The following is a 20,389-nucleotide window of genomic DNA, read 5'->3' as shown; positions in this document are numbered from 1 at the left end:
CGCAGACCACGGCGATGTATCGGAGTCGCGGACCTCCAGGCAGGTATTCGGGCTCACCGCCGGTCTCGACGGTCTACCGTTGCGGGTCAGCGCCGGGTTTCGACCGGACTTCCCCTGCTCTGGGTGTCAGCAACGTTCGCGTCATTATGCACGCTGTCGGCTCGGGTGGGCCACTTCGTGGGCTCACGCTGCAGGTCGGTGGCACTGGAAGTCGGCCTGTGAGTGGCGATGCATCGTGGTGGTGCCGTCTTTCGGTCCGGGGCCGCGTCTGTTCGACGACGACATCGGTGAGGGCCCGAATAGACCCGGCGTGCATGGGCGTTCTCGGACCGGGTCACCCGTGGACGGAGCAAGGTATGTGTCGTTAGGCTACCCTTACCATCATGGGTAAGGGTCTGAACGGAGTCATGGTCAAGGCCTGGGGCGGTCGCGACTACCGCCTCACCGTCACCTCCAGCGAATACGTGACCGACAAGTACATCCGTCTCGGCTTCACCGGCGGCGGACTGCTCGCCGATCACCCGGTGCACCCGACCCAATGGATCAGGCTCTGGATCCCCGATGAACACAGCGACAAGCTGCACCACCGGGGCTACACGCTGGTCGACCAGGATCCGCCCGGCGACCGGTTCTTCATCGAATTCGCCCTGCACGGCGGTCCGGCCTGCCGGTGGGCCGAACGCGCGGCCGTCGGCGACATACTCGACGCAACCGTGCTCGGCTCCAGCTTCGCCCTGCCGCAGGCCACCCCCAGTGAGTATGTGGTCTTCGGCGACACCGCTTCGTTACCCGCCATCAACACCCTGCTCGACGCCATCGGCGACACTCCTGCACGAGTGTGGTTGGAGTGGCAGTACGAGTCGGACCGACACTTGCCGGTGCGCAGCAAGCCTCACCACCAGGTCACCTGGCTGCAGCGGGTGGGCGACGGCAGACTGCTGTGCGATGCAGCGCAGGAGATGACCTGCCCGGACGATGCCTTCGCCTGGGTGGCCTGTGACGGCCACACCACGCGCTCGATCGTCAAGACCCTCAAGCACACTCACGGACTGCCCAAGACGGCCGTGAAATATCAGGCGTACTGGAAGTAGATGGCCCCGAAGGTAGCCCAACTCCCGTCACCGGGGGAAGATGAGCACGGCTTCCGGGAAGCCACCTCCTCCCCGGCCCCGCCAGTGTGATCACCGGCGTGCCAGGGCGGAGGATCCAACACGTGACTGCAGGGACAGGTCCGCTATTGCTCGTGCACGATGACGCCGCGAATGTTCTTACCGGCGCGCAGGTCCTCGTACCCCTTGTTGACTTCTTCGAGTGAGTAGCGTGTCGTGACGAGTTCGTCAAGCTTCAACTCGCCCTGGTCGTACATACGCAACAGTCGGACAATGTCGTATTGCGGGTTGGCCGACCCGAACAGTGTCCCCTTGATCGTCTTCTCGTTCAGCGTCAGATCGGCGCCGGACACGTGCACGGTCAGTTTGGTCGGATCGGCCAAGCCGGTAATGACGACGGTGCCGCCCTTACCGATCACGGCGGTCGCAGCCGCAACCACCTCTTCGTCGACCGTACCTACCAGGATCAGCGCCTGGTCTGCGCCTTGGCCCCAGCTCAGTTCGTTCACCTTCGCCGCGGCTTCCTCTGCAGTGGCGAAGGCATGTGTGGCCCCGAATTTCAGCGCGGTTTCCCGCTTGAAGGGGAGTGGATCGACCACGACCACGTACCGTGCCCCGGCTTGCACCGCACCCTGCACCGCGTTGATACCGAGACCGCCGATGCCGTAGACGACGACGATGTCACCGGCCCGGGCACCACCGGCGTACACAGCGGTCCCCCATCCCGAGGGGACGCCGCAGCCGACGAGAACCGCGGTCTCGAGGGGCAGCCAGTCGTCCACCTTGACGACCGAGTGCTGAGATATCGTGGCCCGCTCCGAAAATGTACCGAGCATGCACATGGCACCGAATTCCAGCTCACCAGAGCGGAATCTGAAACTTCCATCGGGCATCGATCCCTCCAGGATCGTGGCGCCCATATCGCACAGGTTCTGTCGGCCGGTGGCACAGTATCGGCAGGTTCCGCAGTTGGGGATGAAACTGCACACCACATGATCGCCGGGCTTGACCTTCGTGACACCGGGTCCGACTTCCTCGATGATGCCCGAGCCCTCGTGGCCGCCGACGATGGGATAGCGCGGCGGGAGGTCGCCGTCGGTCAGGTGCAGGTCGGAATGGCACAGTCCCGCCGCGGTGTACTTGATGAGTACCTCGCCGGGCCCGGGGCCGTCCAGATCGAGTTCCATGATCTCGAACGGCTTTCCGGCCTCGAGCAGAACAGCAGCCTTGGTCTTCATATGTTCTCTCCTGGTGAGTGCGGGATGCGGCGGGGTCAGAGCGCGACGTTGACGGCTTTTGTCTGGGTGTAGAGGTCGATGGCGGCGCCACCGAGTTCGCGACCCCAGCCGGACTGCTTGTAGCCACCGAACGGCATGGCCGTATCGAAGCCGTTGTACTGGTTGATCCATACCGATCCGGCCTTCAGAAGACGCGCGGTGCGGTGTGCCTTCGAGATGTCACGGGTCCAGATGCCGGCAGCCAAGCCGTAGATCGAGCTGTTGGCGGCGGTGACGATGCCGTCATCGGCATCGAACGGCATCGCGGCCACGACCGGCCCGAAGATCTCCTCCCGCACGACACTGAACTCCGGCTTCACGTCGACCAACACAGTCGGCTCGACGAAGTACCCGGTCTCGCCCCAGCGCCGACCACCTGTCAGGGCCCGCGCGCCGTCCGCGAGCCCGTCGCGCAGATAGCCGGTGACCCGGTCGAGTTGTTCCTGCGACACGAGCGGACCGAGCTCGGTCGTGGGGTCGAGACCCGGGCCGATCTTGACTTTGCTCGCGGCCTCGGCGACTGCGTCGGTGAAGCGCTCGAAAATGGTGCTCTCGACGTACAGGCGTGTGCCGGCGACGCAACACTGGCCGTGGTTGAACAACCATGCGTTGAGTGAGCCTTGCACAGCTGCATCGAAATCGGCGTCGGCGAAGACGATATTCGGGCTCTTGCCACCGAGTTCGAGGGTGACCTTCTTGAGGTTGCCTCGGGCCGCGTCGACGATCTTCTTTCCGACCTCGGTGGAGCCCGTGAAGGCGATTTTGTCGACGTCTTCGTGCGCTGACAGCGCGGCCCCTGCGTCACCGAAGCCGGGTACCACGTTGACCACGCCGGGCGGGAAGCCTGCCTCCTCGAAGATTTCGGCGAGCATCAGTGCGGTCAGCGGTGTCTGTTCGGCGGGTTTGAGGATCACAGTGTTGCCGGCTGCGAGCGCGGGTGCGAGCTTCCACGACGCCATCAGCAGGGGGAAGTTCCACGGTACGATCAGCCCGCAGACTCCGACCGGCTCCCTCAGCGTGTAAGCGTGAAACTGACCGCCCGGCGCAAACGGCATGGAGACGTTGACCGTACTGCCCTCGATCTTGGTGGCCCAGCCGGCGTAGTACCGGAAGACGTCGGCTGCCCAAGCGGTGTCGACAGCCGATGCGACCGCAGCGGATTTGCCGTTGTCGAGAGCCTCGAGCTGGCCGAAATCGGCAGCTCGCTCCGTGAGCAGATCGCCGACCCGCCAGATGAGACGCTCACGTTCGTTCGGCTTCATCGAGGCCCACGGTCCCTCGTCGAATGCGCGGCGTGCGGCTCGGACGGCGCGGTCGATGTCGGCGGCTTCACCGTGGGCGACGTCGGCGAGACGCTCGCCCGTGGCGGGATCGTACGTGACGAACGTGCGACCGGACGCTGCATCGACGAAACGGCCGTCGATGTACAGCAGTTTGGTACCGGCAAGGAAATCACGAACTTTCGCTGAAACCGACTGCTCGGCAACAACTGTCATGCCACAACCTCCTGGGGTGATGCATATGATGTGGAACACATTCATCGTGCCTCCCGAAGAGGTGGCGGAACTGTTCAAGCATTGGACAGCAATCGGTCACATCTTGATGTCGAGAGCCCGGATCCGGCTGTACAGCGTTGTGCGGCTGATGCCGAGGAGGGCGGACGCATGCACCTTGTTACCGCCGCTTTCCTGCAATGCTTCGATGATCGCTTCCCGCTCGGCGCGTTCGCGGCCGCCCAGACGAGCCACCCGAGCGGGTGCACGATACGGTTCGGGCAGGTCCTCGACCCGGATCATCGCGCCTTCCTTGTCGGAAATGGCGCTGAGGACTGCGCGCAGTTCGACGAGATTGCCCGGCCACGTGTGTTCCGACAGCGCTGCCAATGCACTAGGCCCCAAACGAATCTCCGAACGTCCGAGCTCGGTTGAAAGCGCAGCGACGAGCGCCGGCAGTTCACGGATCCGCTGTCGTAGAGCCGGCACCGTTACTTGCGCGCCGCAACGGGCGAACAGGTCCCGGACAGCGGGGCGGACGGTGTCGGCGGGATCGGCGGTGAACACAAATCTCGGTCCGTCAACGCGTGAGGCGAGAGACGCCAGCAGCGCGACGACCGAGTCAGGGGCAAGGTTGACGTGTTCGATCAGGACGTACGTGGGTCCTGTCTCGACGTGCTCGAGCAGCCTCGCAGACCAATTGCGCTCACCTTCGGCCACCACGTGTGCGGCGTCGATGGCCCACATCGGATCCGCCGCAAACTCTCGTGCAGCCCAACTCCGCCCGCTTCCTGCCTCACCGAGGATCACGATTGAGCCGGTACTGGAACGCAATCCGGCCAGGCGGGATCGCAACCGAGAGGTCGCGTCCTGCAACGTAGCCCGCCGACGTACGGGCGCTCGGGTCTCGTCGACATCGAGAAGGAACAGTGCACCGCTTTCGGTGCCGGCCACACGACTGATGCGAAGCTCGGTGTATCCACCGCTGGTGAGCGCGAAGCCGAGTGTGCGCGACCCTCCGGGTGGCATGTCCTCCACAAGTGCGCGCAGCGCCACATGATCAGCCGGCTCGAGTAGTTCGACGGCGGCCTTGTTGGTGAGCATGACGTCTTGTCCCATTGCCGCCACGGCTACGCCGCGTTGGCGGGCTGCGATCTGGAATGCGTCGACGACGCGGCGATCCGATTCGCGTGCCCCCTCGAGCAGACGTGCCTCGATGTCCCGGACGGCCCGTGCGAGGAAAGGCACGAAGAGGGGATTGGCCGTCTTCTCGGTCGAAGTGATGTCGAGGATGCCTTCGATTCTGCGCGTGACCGGATGCACGATCGGGTGACCATAGCAACTGAATTGCCTGAACGGTTCGAGGAAATGCTCGTCGCCGTGAACGATGAGGCCTTGACGTACTTCGAGTGGGGTTCCCAGCGCGTTCGTGCCATATGTCTCTTCGGACAGTGCGACGCCTGGTAGTACCCCGACATCCTCCATTGCGGATCTCATGGCGTCCGAGTCGAACATCCGCGAGACAACACAGCAGTTACGGTCGACGAGGAGGATTCCACATTCCGTACCTGCCAGTTGTACCCGGAGGTCGTCGAGCACCGGTCGGGCGGCCCGTAACAACCGCCCTGCCGAATCCGACGGGTCGAGAAGGGTGGGCTCGGGCACTCGTGCCGGATTGATACCGCTGAGCTGCGAACGCTTCCAGGACAGTTCGATCTCCGGGCGCAAGGTCTGCATCGCCCTTCTCCTTCCAGTTGCATCCGGTCGACCGGTTCGGGTGACAGCGCGAGGTACCGAGTCTGCAAATCCTGCTGATTACCGTCACCGGGAGTCCGCCGACCGACGTCCCGACCGATAGATGTGTGGTCGAATCGGTCGGCGTCGCCCACTCGTCATCGCATGTCCTCTCCATGCTCCGGTCCGATGCAGAAGGAAGAGGCCCACGCCGCCCCTCCAACATACCCACGCAGATGTGATGCAGGTAATAGTGGCCGACCCCAGGTTTCGGCAACTGTCCAGATTCTGAACACTTGAAGCGAGCGGTGCGGGGAACAGTGGCCATTTCGGTGCCTCACTCGCCGAGGAGGGGAAGGCGCACCGACCGCCGCGATCGCGATGTGTTCGTTCACGTTGCGGACCCAGGTGTCCGATAAGTGGAGTGCTGGACGTTCGGGGTCAACTGGGCGATTCTTCCGAACCGATCTTGAATTGCGTTCCGCCGGTATCGCATTCGTTGAATGAGGGAGGTATTCGGTGCCTGGCTGAGCGGCCGCACGAACCTGGATCTCGCGGTAGGGCTGCTGCACAGCCAGGTGTGTCGTCGAGATCGTGTGGCTTGGCGAGCTGACGTACTCGGATCATTGCGTGTCTCTTGGCTGCTCGGAAAGGGGATCGCGGCCCGAATCGACAATCGCTTGCAGCGTGGCGAGGTGCTGCTCGAATGCTGCACGGCCGGCCTTCGTGATTCCTGGCTCTTCGCAGTTAGCAGTGGCATTGATGCCGGCTGGGTATGCTCCGCCGGGAGCGGCGGGTGCAGGCCCACCGTACCCGGCGGCGTTGATTCTCCGGGGTCCTGAACCCGAACGCGATCCGACCGACATGCTTGACGATCCGGTTGTAGCCCTCACTACGCGCATTCGACAACCCGGTGGTGATCGCCAAGATCATCGGTTCCTGCCACGCCGAGATCGTCGCCGCCAACTTTCCGATCTCCGGGACCCGACACGCCGCGCAGAACGTGTAGAACCGATACAGTCTGTCTCGAATCTCATGGTGAAGACCACCACGATCGGTGCAGCGCAACACATCCCGCAGTAATTTCTTGGCGATCCATGCCGCGGCGATGTCTCCGTGTGGATCCGCAGCGGTCAGCTTCTCGAACAGGATCGATCGGTGTTCGATGGTGAGCCGTTCGGAGGCCCGCAACAACCGACGTCGATTGATCCACTCGGCATCACTCTTACGGCCACGCCGACCCCGCTGCGCCTGAGTAACCCGGCGCCGGACGGCATCGACCATCTCGTTCGCCTTCTTGACCAGGTGAAACCGGTCCACCACAGGTCCGCATGCGGCAACGCCTCGCGCACCGCCTTCGCATACACCGACGACATATCGATCGCGACGTCGGTGATCTGCGCCTTCCACGCCTCGTCGCGGGCGTCGAACCAGTCGACCAGCACCGCCGAGGTACGTCCGTTGACCTGCGCCAGCAACCCTTGATCGCCGGTCAGGTCGACCAGTCCGGTGTCCCACCGGTCCACCCACGACCGTTTCCCGGTGTCCGGGTCCGTTTCCCATTTCGTCTTCCCGCGTCGGGTCTCGTCGATCCCGAGCACCATCACCGCCTCAGGCTCGCCGGCCAGGGCGGCGTCGGCGACCACGACGAGATGTTCGTGGACGGTGTGCCAGGCGCACCCGTAGTCGCCCGCAACTGCCGCCACCGATCGGTCCCCGTCGAGGACCGTCTCGGCCAGCAGCGCCTTCGCCCGGGGTGGCACCCCCGGTGTCGACTCGGTGAACACCTTCCGTTCACAGCTGGTGTCGGTGCACAGCCATTTCCGCTTCCTCCATACCAACAGCGGACGGTCGGGCCCGAGCTGCACGTCCCGCGGTCTGGTGGTGACCCAGCCCTTCGAACGCGATGACTTCTGCCCGCACTGCGGGCACACCCCGACCCACTCGCGTGCCGTCGCGATCTGCACGATCCGGCTGCCCTCGACCGTGCGCTGCACCGACTCGACGACGACGCCGTCGAGATCGAGCAGCAACGAACTACCGTGGAGCATGCCCGCGTTCCTTGCTGTCCTGGATGCCTGAGAACACCCAGCTCACAAGGGCGCGGGCCCTTTTTCAATCACCGACACGGCAACGGGGTCGGTCGACACCTGCCCCTACCAACTGCGAAGAGCCGGATTGATGTAGGAACAGGTGACGTCGATGATGGAAGGCCTTCGTCGTCGATGTGTGACTCTGCAGGTGGTCGGCGGCCGCAGGACTTGTCCACGAACTGATCCGTTCGCGGCCAGCGGCGGCGCTGTCGTTGCCGGAGTCGACACGCACTCCGACATCCATTACGTCGCGGTTCTCGGCATCACCGGCACCCGACTCGGTGACTTCTCGGTCCCTGCGACCTCCACCAGCGACGAACAACTCCTCGGCTACATCTGATCGCTGGACAGTGTTCGACTCGTTGGCATCGGAGGCGCCAGTTCATACGGGGCCGGTACCTGAGGACACACGACGTCAAGATTTGCGACATCCTCAGGCTCAGGTAGGAACTCACAGCGACGGTTCGGCAAGTCCGATCCGATCGACGCCTACGCCCGCCGCACAGCAGGCACCGGCCGCTCTTCCTCAGGTCAAGACCGCTGACGGACTCGTCGAGCTCGTTCGAGTGGCAGGCAGTCGCTCGGCGATCGAGGAGTGCTTCCGGAGCGCGAAAACGAGACTGGTCTCGACCACTACCAGGTTCGGGGATACACCCCCCTGGTACCGGAACATCACCCCGTCCATGGCCGCGATCGTCTCCCTGACGATCTTGTGTCGACCGTCGCGTAATTCCCCAGGGGTTTCCGTCATGGAATTCCCCATGTCCGGGTGTGCTGAGTCGAGGGTAGCCGGGCCGGTGCCCGGGTTGGTTCAGTTCGCGGCCGCGGTGCGGTTCCCGGGGCGTTTGCGTGGCCGGTAGGGCGGGCCGTCCATCAGGATCTGGTGGCTGGTGTTGATCAACCGATCGAGCAGGGACTCGGCCACGACCGGATTCGGGAACAGCGGATACCAGTCTTTCGGGGCCCGGTTGCTCGTCAGAACCAACGGCTTGCCGGCGATCGCCCGGTCGGATACCAGATCGTAGAGATCATCGGACTGGGTGGTGGTGTGCTCGCGCATCGCGAAGTCGTCGATGATCAACACCAGCGGCCGGGTGTATTCGCGCATCCGTTGGCCGATGGTGCGGTCGGCGTGTCCACCGGCCAGATCGGCGAGCATCCGGGAACACTTGACGAACCGCACGTCCCCGCCGCGTCGGGCCACATGATGCCCTAGCGCTTGTGCCACATGGGTTTTGCCGACGCCGACGGGTCCGTAGAGGATCACCGACTCGCCGGCGTCGAGCCACCGCAGGGCGGCGAGGTCCCGCAGCATCGCGGCCGGGAGCTTCGGGTTGGCGGTGAAGTCGAAGTCCTCGAAGGTGGCCTGCTGCTCGAACTTGGCCCGGCGCACCCGCCGGGCCAAGGCGGCGGTTTCGCGGCGGGCGATCTCGTCCTCGCAGAGCACCTGCAGGAACTCGAGGTGCCCGAGCTGCCCGTCGCGGGTTTGCGCCAGGCGCGCGTCGAGGGTGTCGAGCATGCCGGTCAGCTTCAAGGTTTTCAACGCAGCCCGCAGGCTGGGATCATGGATGGTCATGACAGGTGTCCTCACAGCATCTAGTGAAAGTAATTGCAGTTCAATATTTCTGGCGATATGAACGGATCAAGCGGATCGTTCGGTGTCGAACGCGGCCGGCCCGCGCAACAACGCCGGCGCGGTGACCCCGGCATCGGCGACGTCCTGGCCGTCGTGTTCGGTGCCGGCGACGAGGATGCCCTTGACCGTGCGATAACGCGGATCACCGACCTCGAGGGCACGGGCGCAGGCCGCATCGATGCGGGCATCGTCGTAACGCGACCGCAGCCGGATGATGCCCTGGATCGATCGCAGTCGATGGATCGCGTTGACCTGGGACAACTCGTCGACGATCGCGACCGCGCCGGGTCCGATCTGCTCGGCCTGGACCCGGCACCACACCACCGTCTGCAACGTGAACGCGGTCTTCTCCGGCGGATAATGCTCGGGATTGGTCGCTCTCCCGGACAGGCGGCGCACATGGGTGGCCACGACCTGCTCGTCGTGGAAGATCTGCACCACATCCCCGGCGGTGCGCACCAGCAATCGTCGGCCGATCAGCTGCCACGGCGCCGAATACAACGCCTTGCCGGCCTTGACGTGACAGTCCGGGGCGAGTTTGCCGGTGGAGTAGACCACCGGCTCGAACCTCCTGGGCGGCAACGGCGTCAGGATGTGCTTTTCGACGGCGTCGAACACCACCGCCGGGTGCGCACCACCGAGACCGCGATGCTGATGCCGGCCGTAGACGTCGGTGCACCATGCCAGTGCGGCGGCCTGCATCTGCGTCAGCGAGGTGAACTCGCGGCCCCGGAAGAACGAGTCCCGGATATAGGGCATCGGGCGTTCGATGCGTGGTTTGTCCTTGGGTTTGCCGGCCCTGGCCGGATCGATGAGCACCTGATAGAAGTCGGCGAGTTCGGCATAGGCCCGGTTGATCTGCGGATCGTAGAGATCGGGACGGTCCACCCCGGTTTTGAGGTTGTCGCACACCATCCGCGCCGGGACGCCACCGAAGAACTCGAACGCGGCCACATGCGAAGCGCACCACGAGGTTTGATCCATCCGCAGCACCGGTTGGACGAACAGCATCCGTGAACACGCCAGGATCATCGCGAACGCCCACACCGCCACCCGCCGATCCGTGGCCGGATCGCGCCACATCCCCAACTTGCCGTAGTCGACCTGACCCTCGTCGCCCGGCGAGACCGGACCGCGAGGAAAGGTTGCCTTCGACGCCGCGACACGATCGGCGAATCGTGTTGCGATATACCGCCGCACGGTCGATTCCGAAACGGGAACACCGCGATCGTCGCGCAGGCGTTGAGCGATCGTCGCCACGGTCACCGACTCGTCGAGTTGGCCCTCGATCCAGGCGTGGTGGGCGGCGATCGCCGGCCAGGTCACCGCCCGCGCCGTCGGGTCCACCACTTCCGGGAACCAGGACGTGATCAACTCGCGCCACAGGTTCTCGTCGAACTTCCCGCCGTCGCCCGGGCTCAACCCCGCCGCCAGCGCCGGCGCCAAGTACTTGCGGATGGTTTTGCGGTCGAGTCCCAGGGCCGTCGAGATCTGCACCTGGGAGCGGCCGGCATGCCAATGCCGGAACAACTCCATCAGATCGGTCATCGTCCACGTTCTCCTTGCCACCGTCGGGCCCCTTCCCAGGCCCTCGGTGGACCTTGGGAAGAAGCGAACCTGCAGCAGCACCCACACCCCGGCCGACACGCCCCAAGGGTGGGGAATTACGTGACAGGCGGGTGAGGAATTACGTGACGGGTCGACCCCTCAACCTGGGGAATTACATGACCGCTGACACTTGCACCGCGGTATGGAAAAGGACTGCACAACCGGCCTCGAACCGGGTTGCCCCACCGGGTTCACGACCGAGGGTCGGTATAGATCTCAGATTCTTTCTCTGTCAGCGAGATACAGCAACTGTTCAACCGAATTGTCCATTCGATCCGTCATTCGCCCGCACGCCTCCGGCGTCGGTCGTTATGGCGGCGCGTCCATCAGGCGCGAGCGCGATGTCACTTCGCTCGCAGGCATCAAACTGTCGTTGCAGTAATAAGGAGAGGATTGTGAAGTTCCGGTGCTTGCGGATTCGGTCGCGTAACCGATGAGAATCGTTCGGTGAGGTGAGGAGTCGTCAAGTGGATTCGTAGCGGTCGGTGCAGTGCCGCGCCGCAGAGCGTGTATCACAGACCGGTCCTTCGGTCATTTCCGGAGACATCAGGCGGTCGAGCAACACGATTGGGACGGCCAGCAACCACGAGATAGGGGTAGCGAACAATTTGCTTACCACCGTGTTCATCAAAGGACTCCTGTATTGAAGGCGAAAGGGGTTGATGATGCCGATTGGCGACGACTGCCTTCAATGATGTGGTCGTCGACGAGGGTGGACTCCGTGGGTGGGGTTTGTGATCGGATGAGCTGCTCCGAGGTGCATGGGGGAGTCTCGAGCTCACGGCGATGGTGGGACATGGCTTGGGCGTAGAGGCGTCCGGCACGATACGAGGAACGGACGAGGGGTCCAGCCAGGACACCTGCGAAACCGATTTCCTCTGCGAATCTGGAGTGTTCGAGAAATTCTTCGGGCTGTACCCAGCGCTCGACTGGATGGTGCCGCGGCGAGGGTCGCAGGTACTGAGTGATGGTAAGGATGTCACAGCCGGCATCGTGTAGGTCGAGCATCGTCTGCTGCACTTCGCGAGGGGTCTCGCCCAGGCCGAGGATCAGGTTCGACTTGGTGATCAGACCGAACTTGCGGGCCGCTGTAAGCACGCCGAGGGATCGATCGTAGTCAAACGCGGGCCGGATACGCTTGAAGAGCCGCGGTACGGTCTCGACGTTGTGGGCAAGCACCTCGGGACGAGATTCGAACACTTCGGCCAGGAGATGGGGTTTGCCCCCAAAATCGGGGATGAGATTCTCGACGCCGCTTCCGGGGCTGAAAGCGTGGATTTGTCGCACGGTTTCGGCGTATAGCCAGGCTCCGCCGTCGGGCAGGTCGTCGCGAGCGACACCGGTGATGGTGGAATACCGGAGTCCCATCGTCCGCACGGACTCGGCAACGCGGCGGGGCTCGTCCCGGTCGAGGTCAGTGGGTTTGGCGGTCTCGATCTGGCAGAAGTCGCAACGGCGCGTGCACTGCTGCCCCCCGATCAGGAACGTGGCTTCGCGGTCTTCCCAGCACTCGAAGATGTTGGGACAGCCGGCTTCGGCACACACCGTGTGCAGTCCTTGGCGTTGGACCAGGCTCTCGAGTTCGGTGTATTCGGGGCCCATCCTGACGCGGGTCTTGATCCAGTTCGGTTTGCGTTCGATGGGGGTCTGAGCGTTGCGGACTTCCAGCCGGAGCAGTTTGCGGCCTGTCGGGGCCGACGCCTCGAGTGGTCTTCCGGGTGTGGCATTCACGTGGCGTTCCATTCCTGGGTGAGGTTCCCGCCGAACCGCGGGCCCACGAAAGTCCACGGTTCGGCGAGAGCCACTACATGTTGATCGGACGGCCTAGCGCGGACAGGACCGATTCGTGCATTGCTTCAGACAGTGTCGGGTGTGCGAAGACGACTTCGGCGAGATCGTCGGCAGTCGCCTCCAGGGCTCGGGCGATACCGAAGCCCTGAATCTGCTCGGTGACGTCCGGGCCGACCATATGGGCACCGAGAAGTTCACCGCTGTCGGCGTCGAAGATCGTTTTCACGAAGCCGTCGGCTTCACCGATAGCGAGTGCCTTTCCGGATGCTTGCAGATCGAATTGCCCGACTTGCAGGCGACGCCCGGTCGCCCGCGCTTGCTCTTCGGTGAGACCGAGGCTGGCGACCTGCGGCCTCGCGTACGTACAGCCCGGAACGTAGTCCCGGTCCAACGGCCGGACGTGCTGCACACCTGCAAGCTTGTCCACGCACAGCACGGCCTCGTGGCTGGCCTTGTGGGCGAGGCAAGGTGCGCCTGCCACGTCGCCGATCGCGTATACCCCGAATGCGCTGGTGCGACACCACTGATCGGTGGTGATGAAACCGTGTTCGACCTCGATGCCAAGTTCTGTGAGGCCGAGATCCTCGACGTTGCCCTGGATGCCGGCTGCGACGAGCACCCTGTCCACAGTGAGTTCATCGACGGTTCCGGCGGTCGACTGCACGGTAACGGTGACAGTATCCGGGCCGGCTGCCAGTTCGGATACCGAGGCGCCGGTGTGAATCTTGATACCTCGTTGCTCGAACTGACGCCGTACGTGGCTTGCGACAGCGAAGTCCTCCACCGGCATGATCTGCGGCGCCATCTCTACGAGGGTGACGTCGGTGCCGAGATCCTTGTACAAGCTCGCGAATTCAACGCCGACTGCGCCAGAGCCGATGACCAACAATGATTTCGGCAGATCCGTCGGGACGAGAGCGTCGAAGTATGTCCAGATGCGGTCGCCGTCGGGAATGACGCCGGGAACCGGACGCGGCCGGGCTCCGGTTGCCAGGATCACGTGGTCGGCCCGGTATTCGGACACCGTCTCGTCTGCTGTCGTCACTGCGACGACGCCCTTGTCGAGCAATCGCGCCGCTCCTTCGACGACATCGATGTCGTTCTTCTTCATCAGGTACCCGATACCGTCGGACAGTCGTCCGGACACCGACCTGCTGAACTCGACGAGGCGTCCCATATCGAATTCCACACTACCGGTGCTGAACCCGAGGGGCTGGAGATTCACCAACGTGTGGGCGACATCGGCGCCGTGCAGCAAGGCCTTGGTGGGAATGCATCCCCAGTTCAGGCAGATCCCTCCGAGCCGGTCCCGTTCGACGATCGCGGTGCGCAAACCGTGCTGCGCGGCGCGGATGGCCGCAACATAACCACCCGGTCCGCTGCCGACGACGAGGACGTCGTATTTCTCTGTCATGGTGTACCTCTCAGACCAGCATCAGCGCGGGTGACTCGACGAAACGTCGGAGTTCGCGCAGGAAGGCCGCGCCGAGCGCGCCGTCGATCACTCGATGATCACACGAGAGCGTGACGGTGAGCATCGTACGGGCAACGACCTGGCCGTCGACGACGACGGGACGCTCCTGGCCGGCACCGACCGCGAGGATGGCGCCCTGCGGTGGGTTGATGATCGCGTCGAATTTCCGCACATCGAACATGCCTAGGTTGGACACTGTGAAGGTGCCACCTTGGAACTCGTCGGCAGTCAGCTTCCCGGTCTTGGCCTTGGTCACCAGCGATTGCACCTCCCCGGAGATCTCGGCGAGAGTCTTGCCGTCGGCATTGCGCACGATCGGGGTGATCAGACCCGACGGCAATGCGACAGCCACCGAGATGTCGGCGCGCGCATAGCGCAGCACCGACTGTGTTGCCTCATCGAACTGAATGTTGACGTCGGGCACCTTCTGCAGCGCCGCAGCACACGCCTTGACGATGAAATCGTTGACCGACAGCTTGACGGCCGGAACGGTCGCATTGATCTCTTTCCTCAGAGCAAGGAGATCATCGATCTGTAGATCGGTGGTGAGCCGAAAGTGCGGGGCGTTGCGCTTCGACTGTTGCAACCGCTGCCCGATTGCTTTACGCATCGTCGTGAACGGAATCGTCTCGAACTCCGCCTCTGCGGCGGGTTCAGGAGCTGCACCGACTTCCGGTTGCAGCCGGAATCGGCGTTCTGCCTCGCGGACGTCGGACTCACACACCCTGCCCCTTGAACCGGTAGCACGGCAATCGTGCAGATTGATCCCGAGAGACGCTGCCAGACGGCGGGCCACGGGGGTGGCTGGGACGGTGCTGTCGTCCTCGAACGATCGTCCCGGTACACCTGACCGCACGGGCGACACCGGAGGAGCAACGGTTCCGCCGGCTGCGCGAATCGTGTCGTGGATGTCGGCAACGGAGATCCGGCCCTCCCGGCCGGTCCCAGCCACACGGGCCAGGTCGATCGACAAATCGTCTGCCAACCGGCGGGCGTGCGGAGTCGCGAACACGTCACCGTTCGTCCGTCCTTGCAAAGCCTCGGGAACGATCGTGGAACCAGGACGCTGACGCTGACGGGATGCGTTGGTCGTCTCGGTCACAGGCACCGATTCGTGGGCCACCGGAGACGGTGGGCTGCTCTCGAGCGTCGGTTGCGCGGGGGCGGGATGCCCGCCCGGCGACCCGCCCGCCTCGGCCGGCGTCGGCGCTTGGTCTGCGCCGATAGCGGCGAGGAACTCCTCGATCTCGGCGTCGGAGACTGCAGCCTCGGCAGACACCGCCAGTACCGCACCGACCGGCAACGTCTCACCCGGCTTGGCGACGATCCGTCGAAGCACGCCGTTGAACGGTGCTTCCAGCTGGTTGGCGATCTTGCTGGTCTCGATCTCGCAGATCAGGTCGCCCTTCGAAAAGGATGCTCCCTCCTCGACCAGCCATTCAGTTACGGTGCCTTCCTCCATGGACAGGCCCCACTTGGGAACTTCGATCAGTTTGATCTCACTCATATCAAGCACTCACGACCTTGCGGACGGCAGCTTCGATCCGAGCGGCGTCGGGCAGCCACGCTTGTTCGAGAACGGGAGAGAACGGCACCGGGGTGTGCGGCGGGGTGACCAGTTCGATCGGTGCCTTCAGTGATCCGAACGCACGCGTTGCGATCAGCGCGGCGACGTCGTGACCGAACCCGCAGCGCGCCGCGGACTCGTCGACGATCACTACTCGGCCGGTGGAGTCGACGGATTCTAGGATGCCTTCCTCGTCGAGTGGCGACACCGTGCGGGGGTCGACGACCTCGACGGAAACTCCCTCGGCGGCCAGCTTGTCCGCGGCGGTGTTGGCAGCGTTCACCATCGCCGATAGGGCAATGATCGTGACGTCTGTGCCTTCGCGGGTGTAGTTGGCGACACCGAACGGGATCGTGTACGGATCGTCCGGAACCTCGCCCTTGACGTCGTAGAGTGTCTTGTGTTCACAGAACACGACCGGATCATCGTCGCGAATCGACTGGATCAGCAGACCTTTGGCGTCGTACGCGTTCGATGGGGCGACAACCTTCAGGCCCGGAACGGCGGCGAATACGTTGTACGGTGATTGTGAGTGCTGGGCGGCGGCGGAGAAACCGGCACCGATCATCCCTCGTACGACAAGGGGGGTGCGGGCCTTGCCGCCGAACATGTACCGAAACTTCGCGGCCTGGTTGTAGAGCGCGTCGTAACAAACTCCAAAGAAGTCCATGAACATCAACTCGGCCACCGGGCGGAGCCCGGTCAGAGCTGCACCGGCTGCCATCCCGATGATCGCGGACTCAGTAATCGGGGTGTCGATGACACGGTCGGAACCGAACTCGGTCCACAGACCCTTCGTCACCCCCAGCACACCGCCGAACGCCTCCACCTTCCCCGATTCGAGTTCCGGATTGGTGCCGGCCTGACCACCGCGCAGATCCTCACCGATCTGCACGACCGTCGCATCCCGTTGCATCTCCTGGGCGAGTGCAGCTTTGATCGCTTCGCGATATGTCGTCTTCGACATGGTCATTTCGTTCTCTCCCTCAGTACGACACGTAAACGTCCGACAGCAGGCTCTCCTGCGGCGGGTACTCGGCAGCTCGCGCCTTCGCAACAGCGACGTCGACCCGTTCACGAGCCTCGGCGTCGATTGCATCGAGCTCTTTCGCGGTGACTTTCCTGCCGATGACCTTCGCACGGAACTTCATCAAGGGATCCTGATTCTTGCGGAGCTCGGCGACCTGGTCGGCGGTCCGGTACAGCTGCGCATCGCCCTCGAAGTGACCGTGCCAGCGGTGTGCCGTCGCCTCGATGGTGGACGGTCCACCTCCTCTACGAGCGCGCTCGACGGCCTCGTACGTCGCGTCGTAGACCTCGAAGAAGTCGGTACCATCGACTGTGGTCGACGGCATTCCGAACGAAGCTGCTCGTCCCGCGATGCTCGGAGCACCGACCGCGTAGTCCCGTCCGGTGGCCTCACCGAATCCGTTGTTCTCGATGACGAACACGATCGGCAACTCGAGCACGACCGCCATGTTCATCGCCTCGAATACGGTTCCCTGATTGGATCCACCGTCTCCGGTGAACGAGGCCGCAACGCCGCCATTGCCGAGGGTCTTAGCGCTCAGCGCAGCGCCGATCGCGAGCGAGGGAGCGCCTCCGACGATCGCGTTTGCGCCGAGCATGCCGACCGAGAGGTCGGCAATGTGCATCGACCCACCTTTTCCATGACACAAACCGTCGTTCTTCCCGAAGATTTCGGCCATCATCCCGTTGAGGTCGCATCCCTTGGCAATGCAGTGACCGTGGCCGCGGTGTGTCGATCCAATGTAGTCGGTGTCGTTCAGGTTCTCGCACACCCCGACAGCAATCGCCTCCTGGCCCGAGTACAGGTGGATGAATCCAGGAATGTCACCCGTAGCGTTCTCCTCGTGCAACCGGTCTTCGAACGCTCGGATCTCGGTCATCTTCCGGTACGCGCTCAAAAGTGCACTTTTCGTCAGCGTCATTGTTCTCCTCTGTCTCCAGCATCGGGCCACTATCACTGGACCCCACGCGATTACGGGGCTGCGATCTCTTCTGGCGCAGCAGCTTGTGTTACCCGGATCACGAATGTAAGGAGAACGTGGCGTTCCCTCAACATTGCAGTTGATTGCAGTCGTGGCCGGGGTGACGGGTATGAGCGGGCACGTCCCGAACATTTCGCAGAAGGTGCGTGGTCTTTGTGATGTTCGGTATTCCGAACATCACAAGGGGCTGCCGAAGTCGACGTCGAATCCCGGACTGAGGTACGTGCGCACCCGACGAACCCGATTCTCGGCTGGATTCACGTTCTACGATCGGTCGAATCTCGAGGTTCGAGCAGCGTGCAGTCTGTGCATCCCAGCAGTCTCCGGACGCAGAAACCATCGAAGGTGGAGTGGATCGGGCCGAGGCACCGTCCAGGCGACTTCATGGGTGGAGGTAGGGATACGCTGCGTATGGTGGGACTCATGGGAAGTGGCGAGCGGCGATCCGCTCGGTGCATGACGTCGGTCCGCAGAAGTGATCGACCCCAACGCCTCTCGTCCGGTCTCGATACGAGGAGGGGACCGTTCGAGCTGGGGATTCAGCTCGAACGCGGAACGGTCGATGGCCGACTCCAGACGATCGCCTCCGTGAGAACGACCGCCTGAGTCCATGAGGTTGCAGGCCGAACCCACGATGTCGGAATCAAGCTTAGGGCTTTGTGAAGGCCTCAGAGATATCCCAGGAGTTCGAACTCCAGGGGTTCGCAAAGTCGTGCAGTAATCCTCGGGACGTGATGGGGAGTAGTGGTCTGTTCGTCGTAGCGTGCACTGGCGTGCACCTGAAGACGCAGAAGCAATTGTTGGACAAAGGAATTAGGCGATCTGGTTGTCGTGGGGAACTGGATGGCTGCAGCGCCGTGAGAACAGGTTCGCGTGGTCTATACGGCCACGGCAGAGCGGGTGCGGGACGCGACCGCGGTGATAGTCGACAACCAGGCCAAGGTGCTCTTCAGGTGGGGAGACTCGGATCCGATCGGTCACCGAGCGCGTATCGACCGAGTTGGGATCGGGTACAGTTTCGAGGCTACCGATCGCGGGGGCCATGACAACTACACGGTCTTGCCGACCGCGCACTCGCTGCGTTCCTGGGTCACCCGAGGTCGTTCAGGTCCAGCCGGCAGCGAGAGTTTCGAAGCGGGTTCGACGATGCGTGAATACCAAAGCGCGCATGCGTGCACGTCGACGTACTGCAGGGCAGGAGAAGGATGAGCTCAGTCGAGGGTTCGAACCGTGACGTCCTGCGCGAATCTGTATGGGTGAGTGGTCAGAACCGGCCCCAGACTCCTTCGTAGTCGAGAAATCTCGGCACGGACTGCGACCACGTGATCACGGTCCCCGAACAGGACTTCGCTCATTGTGGCGGCATCGATCCCCGTAGGTCCGGCGCTCGCGAGCACCCGCAGAATCTGCGCATGTCGCGGTGACAGGGCACGTGTCCAATCCACGTCTCCGCGCACCGTAGCCCGGGGTTGGGCACCGAGATCGAGTTCGAGTTCGATCGTCGGTCCGTCCTGCCTACGGCGCACTAACCATCCCTCACTGAGTGGCTCGGGAACGCACAAACCAAGACCTGGTACCAGCAAGGGTTTTTCCGCACACGGAGGTGCCAACCGTTCAGGAACACCGATCCCGACCGACTCGACAACCCAACCGTGCCGGTCCAAGACGAGTGCTGGCCCGCCGACGGTCGCAAGCACTGGGGCCACCTTCGCGCGGAGCTTCTCAATTTGGGTGATGTGTTCACGCCATAATATCGACTCCACCAATCTCACCGCCGTCTGCACGAGAGCCATGGTGGCGGGATGGATCGACATTGCCGAACCGCTGATATCGATCACGCCGAGTATGTCACCAGTCCGTGGATCGTGTACCGGTGACCCGGTACACGACCAGTCATTGTGCGACCGTGCATAGTGTTCGGCCGAGAACAGTTGTACCGGTGCTCTCTCGATCAACGCAGTGCCAACGGAGTTGGTGCCGACAACGCGTTCTGACCATTGGGCACCCTCTACGAAACCGAGAGCGTCAGCTCGCCTGCAGACGGAGTGGGAACCTTCCCGCCACAACACGACTCCGTCAGCGTCGGCAAGTACGACGACGAAATTTGCCTCGCCCGCCACCGTGGTCAACGTGCTCCGAAGTTCCGGAAGAACCGCGCGAAGAGGCGTTCGTGTGCGACGAGACTCGAGATCTGCGCACTCTACGACGACGATATCCTCACACCGTGCGGGGCTGACGCCCACTGTCTGTAATCGTGACCACGACCGGGCGACGACTTCGCGTGGCGGCATAGGTGGTTGCTGTCCGGAAAGTACGGCGTCGCGTACCCGATTCAGGACTCGCGCATGCCGCGCGAGGTCGGTTCCGAAATCGACAGCCAGGAGTCGCTGATGAGTCGAACTGGTCATACATATACCTCCAGCTCACCGGGGAGGTTGTGTTCCAGATCCGTAGTCGAACCGGTGGGCTGCTCAGACGTCATGGGACGGACGATTACTGGTCGTATGGTGTGAAACGTTCCCTCATTGTGCCGATCTGGGTAGATCATGCGGGCGCTCGGCATTCGCGAGTCGCGTCATCGTGCTCGATCGTATA

13 protein-coding genes and 2 pseudogenes are annotated in these 20,389 nt (G+C 63.3%); 3 read left to right on the top strand and 12 right to left on the bottom strand.

Features of this window, described 5'->3' with window-relative positions; translation table 11 throughout:
- Positions 1–383: 383 nt before the first annotated feature.
- Positions 384–1,091 carry a siderophore-interacting protein gene (locus tag U9J23_RS24945; protein ID WP_085470711.1) on the top strand — a complete coding sequence of 236 codons (708 nt, stop codon included), beginning with the start codon at positions 384–386 and terminating at the stop codon, positions 1,089–1,091.
- Positions 1,092–1,234: 143 nt separating this feature from the next.
- On the opposite strand, the gene U9J23_RS24940 is transcribed toward U9J23_RS24945, so the two are convergent.
- The 4 genes and pseudogenes from U9J23_RS24940 to U9J23_RS24925 form a co-directional block, all read right to left on the bottom strand.
- Positions 1,235–2,347 carry an NDMA-dependent alcohol dehydrogenase gene (locus U9J23_RS24940; RefSeq protein ID WP_024100298.1) on the bottom strand — a complete coding sequence of 371 codons (1,113 nt, stop codon included), beginning with the start codon at positions 2,345–2,347 and terminating at the stop codon, positions 1,235–1,237.
- 35 nt (positions 2,348–2,382) lie between these two features.
- On the bottom strand, positions 2,383–3,882 hold the full coding sequence (locus U9J23_RS24935; RefSeq protein ID WP_085470712.1) for an aldehyde dehydrogenase family protein: 1,500 nt from the start codon (positions 3,880–3,882) through the stop codon (positions 2,383–2,385).
- 96 nt (positions 3,883–3,978) lie between these two features.
- Positions 3,979–5,616 (bottom strand): sigma-54-dependent Fis family transcriptional regulator, encoded by a 1,638-nt coding sequence (locus U9J23_RS24930; RefSeq protein WP_085470713.1) that lies wholly within the window; start codon positions 5,614–5,616, stop codon positions 3,979–3,981.
- A gap of 744 nt (positions 5,617–6,360) precedes the next feature.
- Positions 6,361–7,710 (bottom strand): annotated as a pseudogene (locus U9J23_RS24925) (ISL3 family transposase).
- Positions 7,711–7,842: 132 nt separating this feature from the next.
- On the opposite strand from U9J23_RS24925, the gene U9J23_RS24920 reads away from it, so the two are divergent.
- Together U9J23_RS24920 and U9J23_RS27805 are read left to right on the top strand one after the other, a co-directional pair.
- Positions 7,843–8,046: a hypothetical protein gene (locus U9J23_RS24920; RefSeq protein WP_272268822.1), complete on the top strand. Its 204-nt coding sequence runs from the start codon at positions 7,843–7,845 to the stop codon at positions 8,044–8,046.
- Between the two features lie 214 nt (positions 8,047–8,260).
- Positions 8,261–8,425 (top strand): annotated as a pseudogene (locus U9J23_RS27805) (IS701 family transposase); the annotation flags it as partial.
- A gap of 92 nt (positions 8,426–8,517) precedes the next feature.
- Here U9J23_RS27805 and istB read toward each other — a convergent pair.
- The 8 genes from istB to U9J23_RS24875 form a co-directional block, all read right to left on the bottom strand.
- Positions 8,518–9,282: an IS21-like element helper ATPase IstB gene (istB, locus tag U9J23_RS24910; RefSeq protein WP_326603115.1), complete on the bottom strand. Its 765-nt coding sequence runs from the start codon at positions 9,280–9,282 to the stop codon at positions 8,518–8,520.
- A gap of 66 nt (positions 9,283–9,348) precedes the next feature.
- Positions 9,349–10,890, bottom strand: coding sequence for an IS21 family transposase (gene istA, locus U9J23_RS24905; RefSeq protein WP_272268817.1), 1,542 nt, complete (start codon positions 10,888–10,890; stop codon positions 9,349–9,351).
- A gap of 687 nt (positions 10,891–11,577) precedes the next feature.
- A complete protein-coding gene (gene lipA / locus U9J23_RS24900; RefSeq protein ID WP_145709065.1) occupies positions 11,578–12,693 on the bottom strand; it encodes a lipoyl synthase in 1,116 nt (371 codons plus the stop codon).
- A gap of 61 nt (positions 12,694–12,754) precedes the next feature.
- On the bottom strand, positions 12,755–14,155 hold the full coding sequence (gene lpdA / locus U9J23_RS24895; protein WP_272268816.1) for a dihydrolipoyl dehydrogenase: 1,401 nt from the start codon (positions 14,153–14,155) through the stop codon (positions 12,755–12,757).
- Between the two features lie 10 nt (positions 14,156–14,165).
- On the bottom strand, positions 14,166–15,722 hold the full coding sequence (locus U9J23_RS24890) for a 2-oxo acid dehydrogenase subunit E2 (RefSeq protein ID WP_106201805.1): 1,557 nt from the start codon (positions 15,720–15,722) through the stop codon (positions 14,166–14,168).
- Position 15,723: 1 nt separating this feature from the next.
- Positions 15,724–16,749, bottom strand: a complete 1,026-nt coding sequence (locus U9J23_RS24885; RefSeq protein ID WP_085470724.1) for an alpha-ketoacid dehydrogenase subunit beta — start codon at positions 16,747–16,749, stop codon at positions 15,724–15,726.
- Between the two features lie 19 nt (positions 16,750–16,768).
- A complete protein-coding gene (locus U9J23_RS24880) occupies positions 16,769–17,734 on the bottom strand; it encodes a thiamine pyrophosphate-dependent dehydrogenase E1 component subunit alpha (protein WP_272268896.1) in 966 nt (321 codons plus the stop codon).
- A 1,271-nt stretch (positions 17,735–19,005) separates the two neighbouring features.
- Positions 19,006–20,202, bottom strand: coding sequence for a GAF domain-containing protein (locus U9J23_RS24875; RefSeq protein WP_080678506.1), 1,197 nt, complete (start codon positions 20,200–20,202; stop codon positions 19,006–19,008).
- Between the last annotated feature and the right edge of the window lie 187 nt (positions 20,203–20,389).

Origin of the sequence: Rhodococcus sp. PD04, from assembly GCF_035918275.1 — a bacterium.
Classification (GTDB): Bacteria; Actinomycetota; Actinomycetes; order Mycobacteriales; family Mycobacteriaceae; genus Rhodococcus; species Rhodococcus rhodochrous.
Note: the sequence above shows the minus strand (reverse complement) of the source record. Positions and strands in the feature narration are given on the sequence as shown.